The organism is Pantoea sp. 1.19 (genome assembly GCF_001922585.1).
Lineage (GTDB): Bacteria > Pseudomonadota > Gammaproteobacteria > Enterobacterales > Enterobacteriaceae > 1-19.
The window spans coordinates 659,263-675,236 of sequence record NZ_MRBS01000001.1; the positions used below are offsets into that span (position 1 = coordinate 659,263).

At 61.1% G+C, this 15,974-nt stretch carries 14 protein-coding genes; 6 read left to right on the forward strand and 8 right to left on the reverse strand.

The window, feature by feature from the left end; genetic code table 11:
* The first annotated feature begins 2 nt into the window (after positions 1 to 2).
* Positions 3 to 848 (forward strand): GNAT family N-acetyltransferase, encoded by an 846-nt coding sequence (locus tag BS626_RS03335; protein ID WP_075180953.1) that lies wholly within the window; start codon positions 3 to 5, stop codon positions 846 to 848.
* Here the strand turns inward: BS626_RS03335 and BS626_RS03340 are convergent.
* The gene (locus BS626_RS03340; RefSeq protein ID WP_075180954.1) at positions 833 to 2,869 is read right to left on the reverse strand and encodes a bifunctional diguanylate cyclase/phosphodiesterase; all 2,037 of its coding nucleotides are present in this window, start codon (positions 2,867 to 2,869) and stop codon (positions 833 to 835) included. The genes BS626_RS03335 and BS626_RS03340 overlap by 16 nt on opposite strands.
* A gap of 452 nt (positions 2,870 to 3,321) precedes the next feature.
* Here BS626_RS03340 and BS626_RS18555 point away from each other — a divergent pair, with 452 nt between their 5' ends.
* On the forward strand, positions 3,322 to 3,495 hold the full coding sequence (locus BS626_RS18555; RefSeq protein ID WP_170870426.1) for a hypothetical protein: 174 nt from the start codon (positions 3,322 to 3,324) through the stop codon (positions 3,493 to 3,495).
* A 20-nt stretch (positions 3,496 to 3,515) separates the two neighbouring features.
* Here the strand turns inward: BS626_RS18555 and mdoC are convergent, their stop codons facing one another.
* Positions 3,516 to 4,646, reverse strand: coding sequence for a glucans biosynthesis protein MdoC (gene mdoC, locus BS626_RS03345; protein ID WP_075180955.1), 1,131 nt, complete (start codon positions 4,644 to 4,646; stop codon positions 3,516 to 3,518).
* A gap of 328 nt (positions 4,647 to 4,974) precedes the next feature.
* Here mdoC and BS626_RS03350 point away from each other — a divergent pair, with 328 nt between their 5' ends.
* From BS626_RS03350 to BS626_RS03360, 3 genes are all read left to right on the forward strand, one after another.
* Complete coding sequence (locus tag BS626_RS03350) at positions 4,975 to 6,510, forward strand: glucan biosynthesis protein G (RefSeq protein WP_170870433.1); 1,536 nt, start codon at positions 4,975 to 4,977, stop codon at positions 6,508 to 6,510.
* A complete protein-coding gene (gene mdoH / locus BS626_RS03355) occupies positions 6,503 to 9,061 on the forward strand; it encodes a glucans biosynthesis glucosyltransferase MdoH (RefSeq protein WP_075180957.1) in 2,559 nt (852 codons plus the stop codon). The genes BS626_RS03350 and mdoH overlap by 8 nt, the downstream gene beginning before the upstream one ends.
* Before the next feature lie 94 nt (positions 9,062 to 9,155).
* Positions 9,156 to 9,404, forward strand: a complete 249-nt coding sequence (locus tag BS626_RS03360; protein WP_075180958.1) for a YceK/YidQ family lipoprotein — start codon at positions 9,156 to 9,158, stop codon at positions 9,402 to 9,404.
* A 4-nt stretch (positions 9,405 to 9,408) separates the two neighbouring features.
* Here BS626_RS03360 and BS626_RS03365 read toward each other — a convergent pair whose 3' ends face one another.
* The 3 genes from BS626_RS03365 to BS626_RS03375 all read right to left on the reverse strand — a co-directional run bounded on the left by BS626_RS03365 (position 9,409) and on the right by BS626_RS03375 (position 12,097).
* Complete coding sequence (locus BS626_RS03365; RefSeq protein ID WP_075180959.1) at positions 9,409 to 9,807, reverse strand: MysB family protein; 399 nt, start codon at positions 9,805 to 9,807, stop codon at positions 9,409 to 9,411.
* Between the two features lie 144 nt (positions 9,808 to 9,951).
* Positions 9,952 to 10,875, reverse strand: coding sequence for a Kdo(2)-lipid IV(A) acyltransferase (locus BS626_RS03370; protein WP_075180960.1), 924 nt, complete (start codon positions 10,873 to 10,875; stop codon positions 9,952 to 9,954).
* A 127-nt stretch (positions 10,876 to 11,002) separates the two neighbouring features.
* A complete protein-coding gene (locus BS626_RS03375) occupies positions 11,003 to 12,097 on the reverse strand; it encodes an NADH:flavin oxidoreductase/NADH oxidase (RefSeq protein WP_075180961.1) in 1,095 nt (364 codons plus the stop codon).
* Positions 12,098 to 12,257: 160 nt separating this feature from the next.
* Between BS626_RS03375 and BS626_RS03380 the strand changes: the two genes are divergently transcribed.
* Positions 12,258 to 13,313: a rhodanese-related sulfurtransferase gene (locus tag BS626_RS03380; protein WP_075180962.1), complete on the forward strand. Its 1,056-nt coding sequence runs from the start codon at positions 12,258 to 12,260 to the stop codon at positions 13,311 to 13,313.
* A 38-nt stretch (positions 13,314 to 13,351) separates the two neighbouring features.
* Here BS626_RS03380 and BS626_RS03385 read toward each other — a convergent pair whose 3' ends face one another.
* The 3 genes from BS626_RS03385 to solA form a co-directional block, all read right to left on the reverse strand.
* A complete protein-coding gene (locus BS626_RS03385) occupies positions 13,352 to 13,927 on the reverse strand; it encodes a YceI family protein (RefSeq protein WP_075180963.1) in 576 nt (191 codons plus the stop codon).
* 20 nt (positions 13,928 to 13,947) lie between these two features.
* Complete coding sequence (locus BS626_RS03390) at positions 13,948 to 14,499, reverse strand: cytochrome b (protein ID WP_075180964.1); 552 nt, start codon at positions 14,497 to 14,499, stop codon at positions 13,948 to 13,950.
* Between the two features lie 201 nt (positions 14,500 to 14,700).
* Positions 14,701 to 15,819, reverse strand: coding sequence for an N-methyl-L-tryptophan oxidase (gene solA, locus BS626_RS03395; RefSeq protein WP_075180965.1), 1,119 nt, complete (start codon positions 15,817 to 15,819; stop codon positions 14,701 to 14,703).
* Positions 15,820 to 15,974 lie beyond the last annotated feature (155 nt).

Sequence of the window (15,974 nt, forward strand, 5' to 3'; positions counted from 1 at the left end):
CGATGGATATCCGTCTGGCGCCGCTGTGCGCAGACGATGTGCCGCAGGCGCAGGCGCTGACCCAGCAGCTGCGCTGGCCACACCGGCTGGCCGACTGGCAGCAGGCATGGCGTCTGGGAGAGGGACTGGCCGCGCTGGAGCAGGACAGGGTCATCGGCACGCTGCTTTACTGGCGCTGGGGGCGGCGAGCGACCCTCGGGCTGGTGGTGGTCGACCCGCAGCGGCAGCGCTGCGGCATCGGACAGCGGCTGATGCAGGCCGCGCTGGCGCGGCTGGGGGATGTCCCCCTCCGGCTGCACGCGACCGAGGCGGGCGTTTCGCTGTATCGCCGCTGGGGATTTATCCCCGCGGGCCGCGTCGTGCAGCAGCAAACGGCGTCCCTGCCGGCGCGGGCTGCGCCGCCGCTCCCGCCCGGCTGGCAGCGGCGCGCCGCGCGCCGCGATGATCTCTGGCGGCTGGCCCGCTGGGACCATGCCGCCAGCGGCTTCTGGCGACCCACGTTAATGCACGCGCTGCTGAGTGACGCGCAGCAGGTGACGGTGGTGCGCTCGCCACAGCGCGACGAGGGAATGGTGGCGGTGCGGCGCTTTGGCCACGGCTACCAGATCGGCCCGCTGCTGGCGCGCACGCCGTTCGCCGCCCGCTGGCTGCTGGCCGATGCGCTGGCGTCGCTGGCCGGCGAGGTTGTGCGGGTGGACAGTGAGGCGGCGGCGGGGCTGGGTGACTGGCTGACGCAGCGGGGATTATGCCAGGTCGACGCGCCCACGTTGATGGTCCGCGGCGCGCCGTGGCAGCCGCGGCCCGGCGGTATGAAGGCCTTTGCGCTTTACAGTCAGGCGCTGGCCTGAGGGCCGGCTGCGTGCATCAGTGAGGCAATCTCCTGCGCCGGCAGCGCGCGGGAGAACAGCCAGCCCTGAAAGCGCTGACAGCCCATCGCCGCCAGCGAGCGGTAGTGTGCCGCCTGCTCGACCCCTTCGGCGACCACGTCAATCTCCAGTGCCTGGCACATGGCTACGATAGCGCGGATGGTCTGTTCGTTGCCGGCGTTGTGGCTCATGTCCAGCACAAACGAACGATCGATTTTCACCTCGCCTATTGCCAGATTGCGCAGCCCGGTCAGCGACGCGTCGCCGGTGCCAAAATTATCCATTGAAACCCCGACCTGCATCGCCTGCAGCGCCTGCAGTTTGCGCTGGACATCGGCTAGCTCGCCGTTCAGGGTGGTTTCCGCCATCTCTATGCTAAGGCGGCCGGGAAGGACGCCGTGACGTAGCAGGCTCTGCTCAACCCGCAGAACGAAATCGGGCTGCTTAAGCTGACGCGGGCTGACGTTCACCGACGCGCGCAGCGCGGCCAGTGCCGGTTGTTGCTGCCACGCGCGCAGCTGCTGGCAAACCTGGTCCAGTACCCAGTCGCTGAGGGTAATGATCAGCCCGGAGTGTTCTGCCACCGGAATGAAGCGCGACGGGGGAATCAGCTCACCGGCGGCATTTTCCCAGCGCAGCAGCGCTTCCACGCCGTCGATGCGTCCGTCGCGACGATACTGCGGTTGATAAAGCAGAAACAGCTCGTTATTGTCCAGCGCGCGACGCAGGCCGCGCTCAATGCTGTCGCGCTGACTTTGCGCTTCACCCAGCCGCGGTGACCACAGCATCCAGCGCTGCTGTTTGCGCTTGGAGTAGTACTGTGCCATGTCGGCTTTGTGCAGCATTTCGCTGACCGGCTGGTCGTCGGCCTGAAACAGGTAGATGCCAATGCTGGTGCTGATGGTCACCACGTGGCCGTCCAGCGTACACTCCTGACTGATGGCGTCAATCAGGCGCTCGGCCAGCACGCTCAGCCGGTCGTACGCGTGCGTCCGATCCTCGCCGAGAGACTGAATCAGTACCGCAAACTCATCCCCGCCCAGCCGGGAAATGATGTCACCGCTGCGCAGCGTCTGGCGCAGGCGGCTGGCCACTTCGACCAGTAGCCGATCGCCGGCGCTGTGGCCGAGGCTGTCGTTAACGTCCTTAAAGCGGTTGAGATCGAGATACAGCAGGGCATGCCAGTTGCCGCTAAGCCGGGCCCGTTCGCGCGCGGCGTCCACTTTGCTAAAAAAGCGTGAGCGGTTATCCAGCTGGGTAAGATGATCGTGCCACGCCAGCTGGTGCATCTCCTGCTCGCGCGCCTTGCTCTCGGTAATGTCGGTGACTTTACCCAGCATCTCCAGCGCCATGCCGCGCTCGTCGTGACGAACCGCTTTGCCGATGTTGCGCAGCCAGACGGTTTGCTGGTGGGCAAGAATAATGCGGTATTCACAGTTGAAGACCGGCGTCGCGCCGCGTAAATGGCTGGCCAGCGCGTCGCTATAGCGCTGGCGGTCGTCCGGATGAATCAGCGTAAACAGTTCGCTGTCGCGATGCCGCAGCCGGGTTTCGTCAAAGCCAAACAGCCGGCTCCAGCAGTGATTATGTGACACCCAGCCCTCGCCGATATCCCACAGCCAGAATCCCTCTTCGGCGATCTCCAGCGTCTGCTCAAGCCGGCGGCGCAGGCGGCGCTCCTCTTCCTGCGCCAGCAGCTCGGCGCTGACGTCGGTACCGATAAACAGATATTCCGGTGACGCCGGCGGTTTTTGCGTGATAACCGAGTGGGTTTTGACAAAGCGTGGGGACAGCCCATCTTGCAGTTCGAGCACCTGATCGTCCTGCTGCAGGGTGGACAGTAGCAGGCGGCGCTCGGAGAGGCGCGACCAGAGTCGCTTACCGGAAGCGTTGGCGAACAGCAGCGATCCGTCACTGTCGGCGAGAAAGATGGAGTTGGTACTGTGATCCAGTATTTGCGCAAAAATGGCGTCGCGTTCTTCAGGCGGTCGGTAGCGTGGCATAGTTACATCGTTGCGCAGTGGATATTCCAGGAAAAATCTTATTGACTGATTATCGGTGTGTTTTTAAGCGATGTCTATTAAATTTCTGGTGGTTAAACAATAAGCGCACTCGTCGCGCGGCAACCGGTGGAAAGCGCTGGCGGCGGACCGGCAATGTGCTATGCTCACTCTCTGGCCGCCCAGGCGGCGAACCGCGGTTGTTCCCCAGCCGGCTTTCTTCCACTACAGGCTGCGGCAGACGTGACGTTGCTGGCAGGATGAGTACCGTAGCGACGTCATGAATCATCATCCGACCCCTCCGCCCGAACGTGATACGCCATCGCCGTTGACCGATGCGCATTTTGCCCTGTTGGTGCTTGCGGTAACCGCTTTCACGCTGATAATCTTTGTGCTGTTAATTATCGTCTGGCTCGCCTGACGGCGGGCCGTGTTTGTTACAGAGAGACGAGTGCATGGATAATCATAATGACAAAATGGTCGCCATTATCGGGCTGCTCTCGGCGGCGCTGATCGCGGTTACCCTGTTATTTTCTCTCACCTGGTATAATACCCGCCACCACGACGGCGCAGAGCCGGTAATCCTCTCCAGCTGTGCGTCGGCGGATAGGCCAGCCAGCGTTCCCTGAGGGCCGCCGTCCGCGGCCGACTATCCCTTTGCCCGCTGCGGTTTGCCTGAAAATAAAAAGCGCAGCAGCGCTACTCGCAGGTGCAGTTGATACAGCGCGAACGCGCAGCCAAACACCATCACTAATCCCAGCAAAAAGCCCAGCGTATTGCTGGCGATGTGCGGAGTAATAAAAAAGCCGTACAGCAGCGTCAGCGGATGGTGCACCAGATAGATAAACAGCGAGGCGTTAACCAGCCAGGTGATGCGCGGAGAGTGGGCATTGAGAAAGCGGTGGCCGAAGGCAAACACTACGTTAACCATCCACAGGCCCATCAGCGTACTGATGATAGCGTCCAGCTCGTACAGCCAGCCGCTGCCGAGGCTGTAGCGCTGGTTGAGCAGATAGGCGATAAACGCCAGCAGGGCGCCGATAAAGGTGGCCGGGCGCGGAGTTAAGAACAGTGTTTTCAGATCTGGCCGAATAAAAGCCAGCGCGCCAATCAAAAAGAACGGTAAGTAAAGCAGCGTTTGCATGACGGTAAAGTGAAACAGCCCGTCGCCCAGCAGCGCCGGATGCGTCAGAAGAATTGCCCGGCGAAACAGCGCCCACATGCCTGCCCAGGTGAGAAAAATCAGCGTTAATTTTGTCCAACTACTCTCAGAATGGTCTGTATTTTGCCCCCACTGTTTCAGCCGCCGAAACAGCAGATAGCCAAGCAGGGTAAACAGCACCAGCACCAGCAAAAACCACAGGTGTGAAATTAAATCCCACCCCAGCGCATTGTACTTTTGGTACAGGGTAAAGTGGTCCCAGTCGCCGGCCTTCGGACTGAACGCGCGCAGCAAAAAAAACTGCGGCAGGGTGATAAGCGGGATCGCCGCCAGCATCGGAATGCCCACCCGTTCAAGACGCATCTTGAGCCAGTGCGACGGGGCATAGCGCAGGTAGAGCATCAGCGAAAAGTAGCCGGAGATGACAAAAAACACCTGCATGCGGAAGGCGTGAATAAAGTCGTTAAATACCGTCAGCCAGAGGCTGGGCGTGGCGCTGTTCACTGCCCAGCCGTGGCTGGAGTAGATCAATGAGAGGTGAAACGGCACGCCCAGTAGCATTAGCCAGGCGCGAATCGAGTCAAAAAAATACTCACGTTGCGGTGTGTGTGTGGTCATAGTCATCCCAAAGTGTATCCCAAAAAACGCAGTGCGAGGCCGCTGTTTAGCGCGGCGGAAGCGCGCGGGACGCGGCCTTGCAATCGGGAATAATCCTCAATCCATCAGTGTGCAACATGCGCTATGATTTGACCATCAGCAGAATCTGGAAGCGCCGGAAAACTGGCCGGGTAAACGCTTGAGAAATGGGGGCTTGCGCCGCTGTTCAGGCCGGAACATAATCGCCGGCAGGCTGTCAGAATCGCGATTAATCCATTAAGATGAAGCGAATTGATTTAAGCACACGAAAGGGGGAGTTGTGCTAATTAAAATGAAAAACACACCGGGACTGAGAAAATTGCGCTGGGTCAGTGCAGCGGTTGTGCTGTCACTGTATACCAGCGGTAGCTGGGCGTTCAGCATTGATGACGTGGCTAAGCAGGCGAAGGAGATGGCCGGCAAAAGCTTCGATGCGCCAAAGAGCAATCTCCCCTCACAGTTTCGCGAGATGAAATTTGCTGACTACCAGCAGATTCAGTTCAACCACGATAAGGCCTACTGGGGTAAGTTGCGCACGCCGTTCAAGCTGGAGTTTTATCATCAGGGGATGTATTTCGATACCCCGGTGAAGCTGAATGAGGTGACGGCCACTTCAGTGCGTGAAATCAAATATAATCCGGACTACTTTACTTTCGGCAACGTTAAGCACGATGCCGATACGGTCAAAAACCTCGGTTTTGCCGGTTTCAAAGTGCTCTATCCGATCAATCACAACGATAAATCCGACGAGATCGCCAGCTGGCTGGGTGCCAGCTACTTCCGCGTGATCGGCGCCGGGCAGGTGTACGGCCTTTCGGCGCGCGGGCTGGCGATTGATACCGCTCTGCCGTCTGGCGAAGAGTTTCCGCGCTTCAAAGAGTACTGGATTGAGCGACCGAAGCCGCGCGATAAGCACCTGGTGATTTATGCGCTGCTTGACTCGCCGCGGGCTACCGGCGCATACCGCTTTGTGCTCTGGCCGGGCAAGGAGAGCAAGGTTGACGTGCAGGCGAAAGTCTATCTGCGTGATAAAGTGGGCAAGCTGGGCGTCGCGCCGCTGACCAGCATGTTCCTGTTTGGCTCGCATCAGCCGTCGACGGTCACTAACTTCCGCCCGGCGCTGCATGACTCTAACGGTCTGTCTATCCATGCCGGCAACGGCGAATGGATTTGGCGTCCGCTCAATAACCCGCGCCACCTGGCGGTCAGCACCTTTACGGTGGAGGATCCGCAGGGCTTTGGTCTGCTGCAGCGCGGCCGCGAGTTTAGCCACTATCAGGACCTTGACGATCGCTACGATCTGCGCCCCAGCGGCTGGGTGGAGCCGGTGGGCAAGTGGGGTAAAGGACACGTCGAGCTGGTGGAAATCCCGACCGGGGATGAAACCAACGACAACATCGTGGCGTTCTGGTCACCGGACACCCCGCCCGAGCCGGGCAAAGAGATGGACATCAACTATCGCCTGTACTTCACGCGTAACGAAGACAAAATGCACTCGCCGGACACGGCGTGGGTCAAGCAGACCCTGCGTTCTACCGGCGATGTGAAGCAGGCTAACCTGGTCCGCCAGCCCGACGGCAGCATTGCCTTTATCATTGACTACGTCGGTGATGAGATGAGCAAGCTGCCGGAAGACACCCCGCTGACCCCGCAGGTGAGCGTCGGTGATAACGGCGAGCTGGTGGAGAGCAGCGTGCGCTATAACCCGGTCACTAAAGGCTGGCGTCTGGTGCTGCGCGTGCGTGTAAAAGAGGCGAAACAGCCGTTGGAAATGCGCGCCGCGCTGGCCAATGGCGACAAAACGCTGACCGAAACCTGGAGCTATCAGTTACCTGCCAATGAATAAGCCTACTGAAAAAGCCGCCGAATATATTGCGATGCTGCCCCTTTCCGCCGAGCGGAAAGGGGCGCTCACCCGCGCGCTGCCGGCGGATGATACCGACGCGCTCAGCCATGTCCACCAGGCGCTGTCCGTGCAGGAGCCGGTGGCGAGCCGCCCCGATGATTCGCCGCTGGCGTCGGTTAAATCCCGCGTGGAGATGCACTGGCCCGACGCCGTGGACGGCGGCGCCCAGTTTGATCGGGACGCACTGGACCGCACGACCCTGAAGGCGATGCCGGAACATCACCGCGCTTCAATGTATCCGGAGGCGTGGCGCACTAACCCGGTTGCACGCTTCTGGGATACCCTGCGTGGGCGAAAGAGCACTCACCGCTACGCCACCGCCGAAGAGCAGCAGGCCGAAGACAAATGGCGCCACGTTGGCTCCTTTCGTCGCTACATCCTGCTGATCCTGACGCTGTTCCAGACCGCCGTGGCCACCTGGTATATGAAGACCATTCTGCCGTACCAGGGCTGGGCACTGATCGATCCGATGGAGATGCTGAATCAGAACTGGCAGCAGTCCGCGCTGCATATCCTGCCGTACGTGCTGCAGACCGGGATTCTGTTCCTGTTTGCCATCCTGTTCTGCTGGGTCTCCGCCGGCTTCTGGACCGCGCTGATGGGCTTCTTACAGCTGCTGATTGGCCGGGACAAATACAGTATCTCCTACGGCCTGCAGGACGATGAGCCGATCAATCCCGAGCACCGTACCGCGCTGATCATGCCCATCTGTAACGAAGACGTGGAGCGGGTGTTTGCCGGCCTGCGCGCGACCTGGGAATCGGTGGTCCGCACCGGACAGCAGGCGCATTTTGACGTGTATATCCTCAGCGACAGCTACAACGCCGACATTGCCATGGCGGAGCAGAAAGCGTGGATGGAGCTGGTTCGCGACGTTGGCGGTGCCGGTAAAATTTTCTATCGCCGCCGCCGCCGCCGCGTGAAGCGCAAGAGTGGTAACATCGATGATTTCTGCCGCCGCTGGGGCAGCCAGTACAGCTATATGGTGGTGCTGGACGCCGACAGCGTGATGAGCGGCGAGTGCCTGACCGGTCTGGTGCGGCTGATGGAGGCCAATCCCAACGCCGGGATTATCCAGTCATCGCCGAAAGCCTCCGGGATGGATACCCTCTACGCGCGCTGCCAGCAGTTTGCCACCCGGGTGTACGGACCGCTGTTTACCGCCGGCCTGCATTTCTGGCAGCTCGGGGAGTCGCACTACTGGGGGCATAACGCCATCATCCGCATTAAGCCGTTTATCGAGCACTGCGCGCTGGCGCCGCTGCCCGGCGAAGGCTCATTTGCCGGTTCGATCCTGTCGCACGACTTCGTGGAGGCGGCGCTGATGCGGCGCGCCGGTTGGGGAGTGTGGATTGCCTACGATCTGCCAGGTTCCTACGAGGAGCTGCCGCCCAACCTGCTGGACGAGCTGAAGCGAGACCGCCGCTGGTGTCACGGCAACCTGATGAACTTTCGCCTGTTTTTGGTGAAGGGCATGCACCCGGTACACCGCGCGGTATTCCTGACCGGGGTGATGTCCTACCTGTCGGCCCCGCTGTGGTTTATGTTCCTGGCGCTCTCCACCGCGCTGCAGGTGGTGCATACGCTGGTGGAGCCGACCTACTTTCTGCAGCCCCGACAGCTGTTTCCGGTGTGGCCGCAGTGGCGGCCGGAGCTGGCGATTGCGCTCTTCTCCACGACGCTGGTGCTGCTGTTCCTGCCGAAGCTGCTCAGCGTGGTGCTGATCTGGTGTAAGGGGGCAAAGGCCTACGGCGGCGCGCTGCGGCTGTTTGTGTCCCTGATGCTGGAGATGCTGTTCTCGGTGCTGTTGGCGCCGGTGCGCATGCTGTTTCACACCGTGTTTGTGGTCAGCGCTTTCCTCGGCTGGGAAGTGGTGTGGAACTCACCGCAGCGCGACGATGACGCCACGCCGTGGAGCGAAGCGCTGCGCCGGCACGGTTCGCAGATGCTGTTGGGTATCGTCTGGGCGGTGGGCATGGGCTGGTTGGATCTCAACTTCCTGTGGTGGCTGTCGCCAATTGTCTTCTCGCTGATCCTGTCGCCGTTTGTGTCGGTGATCTCCAGCCGCGCAACGATCGGACTGAAAAGCCGCCGCGCGAAGCTGTTTCTGATCCCCGAAGAGTATCAGACGCCGAAAGAGCTGGAAGATACCGATCGCTACGTGGCGCTGAACCGCGCGCGGGCGCTGGACGACGGCTTTATGCATGCCGTGTTCCATCCGGCCTTTAATGCGCTGGCCAGCGCGCTGGCGACCTCGCGTCACCTGCGCAGTGATGTGCTGGAGTATGCCCGCGACCGCCGCGTTGAGCAGGCGCTGGGTGAGTCTCCTGAGAAGCTCAATCGCGACCAGCGTTTACTGCTGCTGAGCGACCCGGTCACCCTGGCCCGGCTGCACTACCGCCTGTGGCAGAGCGCCGATAAGTATCACGACTGGTTTGACAGCTATCAGCGGCTGACGCTGAACCCGCAGGCGCTGCGGCACGATAGCTGACTGTAGAAGACGCGCCGGGTTGAACCCGGCGCTTTTTTATCTGACGCGCGAATAACGGGACACGATCCGCGCTGTCACTCTGCGAGATCGCGCGATGCCCCTTTCCCACCTCTGCCAACGTTTCATCGTACTTACCCTCTGCGCCAGCCTGCTGAGCGGCTGCGGCAGTATCATCAGCCGCACACTGCCGGGGCAGGGGCACGGCAATCAGTATTATCCCGGCGTGCAGTGGGATGTGCGCGACGGTGGGTGGCGCTGGCTGACCATCCTCGATTTGCCGCTGTCGCTGCTGCTGGATACCCTGCTGCTGCCGGTGGATATCCAGCATGGCCCGTGGGAATAGCGGTTTACGCCCAGCGGTTGTCGGCGTCGGTGTTATCGTCCTCCCACTCTTCGGCTGCGGCCTCGCCCTCTTCGCTGTCCAGCGGCGGGTCGTACTGAAATTCGTTATCGTCCCACTCATACAGCGTCTGTTCGGCCGGCCAGTCGCGGCGCAAATCAACCTCGTCAAAATCGCCGTCAAACACCGCCTGCGCCGCCTCGCCGGAGGCCAGCGGATAACCTTCGCTCTCTTCTGACTCTTCGGCGTGAAATTCCGCCTGCCAGTTTACTTCGCCGTCGCGCATCACGTAGCGTTGCAAAGAGAATTGCGCCACGCTGGCGTCCTCTTCGCTGACGCCTTCGTTTTCCAGAAAGGCCTCGCGTGCGGCATCAATTGCTTCTTCCAGGGTGGAGTAGAGTTCCATGGCCGTCTCCTGCTAATGGGGGATTTCAGTTCAGACTAAGTGTTAACGCCAGCAGGAAAGATGCAAGTCGGGGAAAGAAAAAAAAGCGCTGGAAGCGGGGAGGCGGGCGGGCCGGAGCCACGCCCGCCGGGGCGGGTTCGTGGATCAATACAGGGAAGGTGCCCCCTCCGGGCGGGTTTTAAAGCGGCGGTGCAGCCACATATACTGCGCCGGGGCCATCAGGACGCCGTGCTCGACCACTTTATTCATGAACGTGGCGGTACTGGCTTCATCGTCCAGCGGCATCTCCTCGCTGACGTCCGGCAGAATCGCCAGCTCGTAGCCCTTGCCGCCCGGCAGGCGGCGCGGCACAAACGGGATAACCGACGGTTTTGCCATTCGCGCCAGCATCCAGGTGCCGCGGGTGGTGGCGGCATCCGGCACGGCAAAAAAGGGCACAAACACGCTGGCGCGCGGGCCGTAGTCATGGTCCGGCGCGTACCAGATTATCTCATTGGCTTTCATTGCGCGGATCATGCCTTTTACGTCGGCGCGATCAATCATCGATTTATTGGAACGCATCCGACCCCAGGTCTGCAGCCAGTCCAGCAGCGCGTTGTCGTTCGGCCGGTACACGCCAATCCCGGGATTGTGGATGCCAAAAATGCGGGCGCCCAGCTCAAGGGTTAAGAAGTGCATACCAATCAGCAGTACGCCGCGTCCCTTTTGCTGCGCTTTGGTGATGTTGTCCAGACCGGTGACGGTAAACCAGCGGCTGATGCGCCAGTCCGGCCAGAACCAGGCCATACCGGTCTCAATCAGCCCCATGCCAACCGACTCAAAGTTTTTCCGCACCATGGCGTCGCGCTCGGCCTGCGGCATGGTGGGAAAGCAGAGGGCAATGTTGCGTTCGGCAATCGCTACGCGGCGTTTTAAAAAGCGCATGGACAGGCGGCCAAGTCCGCAGCCTATGTAGCAGAGCAGCGGATAGGGCAACAGCACCAGCAGATAGAGCAGAATAATACCAAACCAGGTTAACCAATATCGGGGGTGCAGCAGTGCGCGAGAAAAGTGAGGCAGCTGAGTCATTGTCATCCAGTTTGTCAATAGGGGGGCGCTAACGTCCAGCCCCGTCCGGGTCATTGAGGCCTATTGTGCCATTTTTTCGCGTTTTCGGAAACGCGGCGGAAGGATCCGCCGCGCCGCAGGCGGTAGGTTACTGACGAAACAGGCCTTTCACCTCATGCGGCTCACTGCGCCAGTACTGCGGTGGCCCCTGTACGGTGGCCCCCAGTGCCGCTGCGGCGTGCCACGGCCAGCGCGGGTTATACAGCATGCCGCGCGCCAGGGCGACCATGTCCGCCTCGCCCTGCTGCAGGATCGCTTCCGCCTGCTGCGGTTCGGTGATCAGCCCGACCGCAATCACCGGGATGTTCACCTGCTGGCGCAAAGCGGCGGCAAACGGTACCTGGTAGTTGGGACCTACGGGGATCTGCTGCGCCGGCGACAGTCCGCCGCTGGACGCGTGAATGTATGCGCAGCCGCGTGCTTCCAGCGCCTGGCTCAGCGCGATAGACTGTGCGATATCCCAGCCGCCGTCCACCCAGTCGCTGGCCGACAGCCGCAGGCCGACCGGCTTATGCGCTGGCACTGCGGCGCGCACCGCGCTGAATACCTCCAGCGTCAGCCGCATCCGGTTCTCCAGCGACCCGCCCCAGCGGTCCTCGCGCTGATTCGACAGCGGCGATAAAAACTGATGCAGCAGGTAGCCGTGCGCGGCGTGGATCTCAATCAGGTCAATGCCCAGCCGATCGGCACGCTGGGCGCTGGTGACAAAGTCGGCAATCAGCCCGGCAATCTCCTCCTCGCGCATGGCGGTCGGCGGCGCGTCGGCGTCGCTGAACGGTCGGGCGGAGGCCGAGACCGTCTGCCAGCCGCCCTGGCCTATCGGCAGCTGCTTGCCGCCGCGCCACGGCTGGGCACAGCTGGCTTTCCGGCCGGCGTGGCCGAGCTGGATGCCGATTGGCATGGTGGAGTAGCGGCGGACATCGTCCAGCACCTCGCCGAGCGCCCGCTCGCTGGCGTCGTCCCACAGCCCTAAATCTTGCGGGGTAATCCGCCCCGGCGGCGTCACGGCGGTGGCTTCGATAATCAGTAATCCGGCGCCCGACAGCGCCAGCTGGCCAAGATGAATTCGGTGCCAGGCGGTGGCCCGCCCCTCGTCGGCCGAGTACTGGCACATGGGGGCAATGGCGATACGGTTTGGCAGGGTCAGGGCACCCAGCGTAATCGGGCTAAACAGATGCGACATGCTTCACTCCTTGCAAGATAAGAATAACGGCAGACAGCATTGATGGTTGTCGCTGACGCGCATCCGGTCAAGGCAGCACGTGCCCGGGACTGTTATTTAGGGGCAAATCAGGTATCATGCGCGGCGAATTTATGCTTGATTGCCAAAGGAAACGTACACCATGCCAGTGTTACACAACCTCGTCTCCAATAAAGAGCTGAAGGCGCGCATGCTCGCTGAAACCGAGCCGCGCACCACGGTCTCCTTTTATAAATATTTCACTATCGCCGATCCGCAAGCCTTCCGCGACGCGCTGTACCGCGCGCTGACCGCGCTGCAGGTCTTTGGCCGTATCTACGTTGCTGGCGAGGGCATCAATGCCCAGGTCAGCGTGCCGGCGAGCCGCTATGAGGCGATGAAAGACACGCTGTACGCCTTTGATCCGGCGCTCAATAACCTGCGCATGAATATCGCGCTGGAGGATGACGGTAAGTCGTTCTGGGTGCTGCGCCTCAAGGTGCGCGACCGCATTGTGGCCGACGGTATTGACGATGCGCACTTCGACCCCAGCAACGTCGGTCAGTATCTGAAGGCGGCGGAGGTGAACGCGATGCTCGACGATCCCGACGCGGTGTTTGTGGATATGCGCAACCACTATGAGTATGAAGTGGGCCATTTCGATAACGCTGTTGAAGTGCCGGCCGATACCTTCCGCGACCAGCTGCCCATGGCCGTGGATATGCTCAAGGGAGAACGTGACAAAAAAATTGTCATGTACTGCACCGGTGGGATCCGCTGTGAAAAAGCCAGCGCCTGGATGAAGCACAACGGTTTTGACAACGTTTATCACATTGAGGGCGGGATCATTGAGTACGCCCGCCGCGCGCGTGAGCAGGGCTTACCCGTGCGCTTCAAAGGCAAGAACTTTGTGTTCGATGAGCGGATGGGGGAGCGCATTTCTGAGGATGTCCTGTCCCACTGCCACCAGTGCGGTGCGCCCTGTGATACGCACACTAACTGCGTTAACGACGGCTGTCACCTGCTGTTTATCCAGTGTCCGGCCTGCGCCGAGAAGTACCAGGGCTGCTGCAGCCCGCTGTGTATGGAAGAGAGCAAGCTGTCGCCGGAAGAGCAGCGTCAGCGCCGCGCCGGCCGCGAAACCAGCAATAAGATTTTCAATAAATCACGCGGTCTGCTTAATATGACCATGAAGATCCCGACGCCGGAGCAGAAATAAGGCGCCGGCACGCGCCCCGGGCGCGTGCCGGCGGGGGCTTACTGGCGGATGCCCTCTACCGACAGGATCAGCTCCACTTCCTGCGAAGAGGGGCCTAAATCCTTCTTGATATTGAAATCCTTCAGGGCAAATTTGCCGCTGGCCTCGAAGCCGGCGCGCCAGCCGCCCCACGGATCCTTCCCTTCACCGACCTTTTTCGCCACCAGCGTGACCGGATGGGTGACGCCGTTCAGCGTCAGGTCGCCGGTTATGTCCAGGCCCTCGCCGTGCGGCTTCACGGAGGTGGAGACAAAGGTCGCCTGCGGATAGCGGGCCACATTCAGGAAATCTGCGCTGCGCAGATGTTTGTCGCGCTCGGCGTGGTGGGTATCGAGACTCTGGGTATTGATGGTGACCTCGACCTTATCGGCGGCCGGATTCTTCTCATCAAAGGTAAAGCGGCCATCAAAGTCTTTAAAACTGCCGTACAGCCAGCTGTAGCCCAGATGTTGAATACGGAATTGGATAAACGCGTGCTGCCCCTCTTTATCCATCTTATACTCGGCGGCGACGGCGCTGCCGCTGGCCAGCAGCAGTGCGCTTAGCGCCAGACCGCTAACGGTTTTCTTTAGCATGAACAGGTTCCTTTCCAGCGTTAATCAGGGCGTCGACCCAGCATCCGCTTTAGCGTGATGTCGCGGTCAACAACATGGTGTTTCAGCGCGGCCAGGCCGTGCAACACCGAGACCACCACCACCGTCCACGCCAGCCAGAGATGCACCTCGCCGGCGGTATCCGCCTGCAGGGCCGAACCGGTGAGCGTGGCGGGGACGGTAAACAAGCCGAAGACGCTGATGCCCTCGCCATCGGCGGTGGAGATGAGGTATCCGGTAATCAAAATGGCAAACAGGCCGCCGTACAGCAGCCAGTGCACCAGCATCGCGCTGTAGCGCACCGCCGGGCTGTAGTGGCTCAGCGGCCTGGGTGGCGGAGATATTCCGCGCCAAATCAGGCGAAATACCATGAGCGCTAACAGGGTGATGCCGATGCTTTTGTGCAGCGCCGGTGCGTCGTGATACCAGGTGTCGTAATAGCCGAGGCTGACCATCCACAGCCCGAGGCCAAACATGCCGTACACCGCCAGCGCGACCAGCCAGTGCAGCACGATCGAAAGATGTCCATAGTGGGTTGGGCCGTTCTTCCACATCCGTTGAACTCCGTTTATCAGCACGAATAATCAAAGAGTCTCGCGGAATGCGCCCGCGCGCAAGATGGTGAAAGGTAAAGTTTTTTATAGTGGGCTCTGGTTCAGTTTTACTGAATAAGCGGTGCGGCCAGGGGCGGATATTTTGTTGAAGACGGTCGCCGCCGGGTGCGCGCCGGGGGCGTGTGGCGCGCACCAACAGGATCAGCGTTCGAAACGGGCGAGTGAGAAGGCGGCGAGATCAAACGGCGGCGGCGCGTTAGAGGCAAACGCCGTGGCGATTTCGCCCAGCACGCTGGCAAATTTGAAGCCGTGACCACTCAGGCCGCTGATGATCAGCCGGTCGGCATCATCAGGCAGCGTGTCAATAATGAAGTGCTCATCCGCAGTATTGTCATAGGTACAGGCCTGGCCGTGCAGGCAGACCCCAACGCCCGGTAAAAACTGGCGCAAAAACTGAAACAGCTCGCTGCCGTCGGCGGCCACGCTGCCGAACGGCGTGCGCTGCGACGGATCGGTGATGGGCTGACCGCCGTCATGCTTGCCTACCTTCAGGGCATTGTTATCGGCGGGAAAGCCATAGTAATGCTCGCCGTTCGGCATCTCCACGGTAAAGGCCGGAAACTGATTATGCTCGCTGTAGCGGCCATCGGCCTGATGCCACGCAAACACCTTGCGCACCGGGGTGACCGGCAGCGTCGGCAGCAGGCGGGTGACCCAGGTGCCGGCGCTGAACAGCACCTTGCGCGCGCGGTAATCGCCATCGGCGGTCGTTACCACCTGCAGATCGCCTTCGCGCCTTACGCGACTGACCGGGCAGTTAAACAGCTGCGCGCAGCCGGCTTCGCGGGCGAGGCGGATCCAGTGGCGGATGGCGACATCACACCGCAGATAGCCGGAGTGAGCTTCAACAACGCCAACGTAATTTTCCGGTACCTGCAGCTGCGGCCAGCGTGCGGTGACCTGCTCCGGCGTCAGTACGCTGACCGGCAACGCGAAGCGCTGCGCGCTGTCAATCACGTTGCGGATGAAGGGCGAGGTGGCCGGCGCGAGATTGATGATGCCGCAGCGGTGCATGATTTTTTCCCCGGCCAGCTGCTCCAGCTCGTCCCACAGCTGCTGCGCGCGCAACACCATCGGCACGTAGGCCTCCCCTTCGCCGTAGGCGTGGCGTATCAGGCGGGTTTCTCCGTGGTGGCTACCCTGATCGTGCGGCGGATGACCGCTGTCGGTCATCAGCACGTTCAGACCGGCGCGGGTGGCGTACCAGCCGGTAGCGGCGCCGACCGAGCCGCTGCCCACCACAATCAGATCGTAAATCATTGTGTACCCTCACTTAAGGCTCGTAAAAATGCCCACAACATAGGTGTTTTATCGTGAAAAAACAAGGCGGAGCAGGGAGGGATGGGGGGAGCGCGCGATGCCGCCGCCCGCGGAACTGGCCTGCGGCGTGGGTGGCCGGACGCGGCCGATAACAA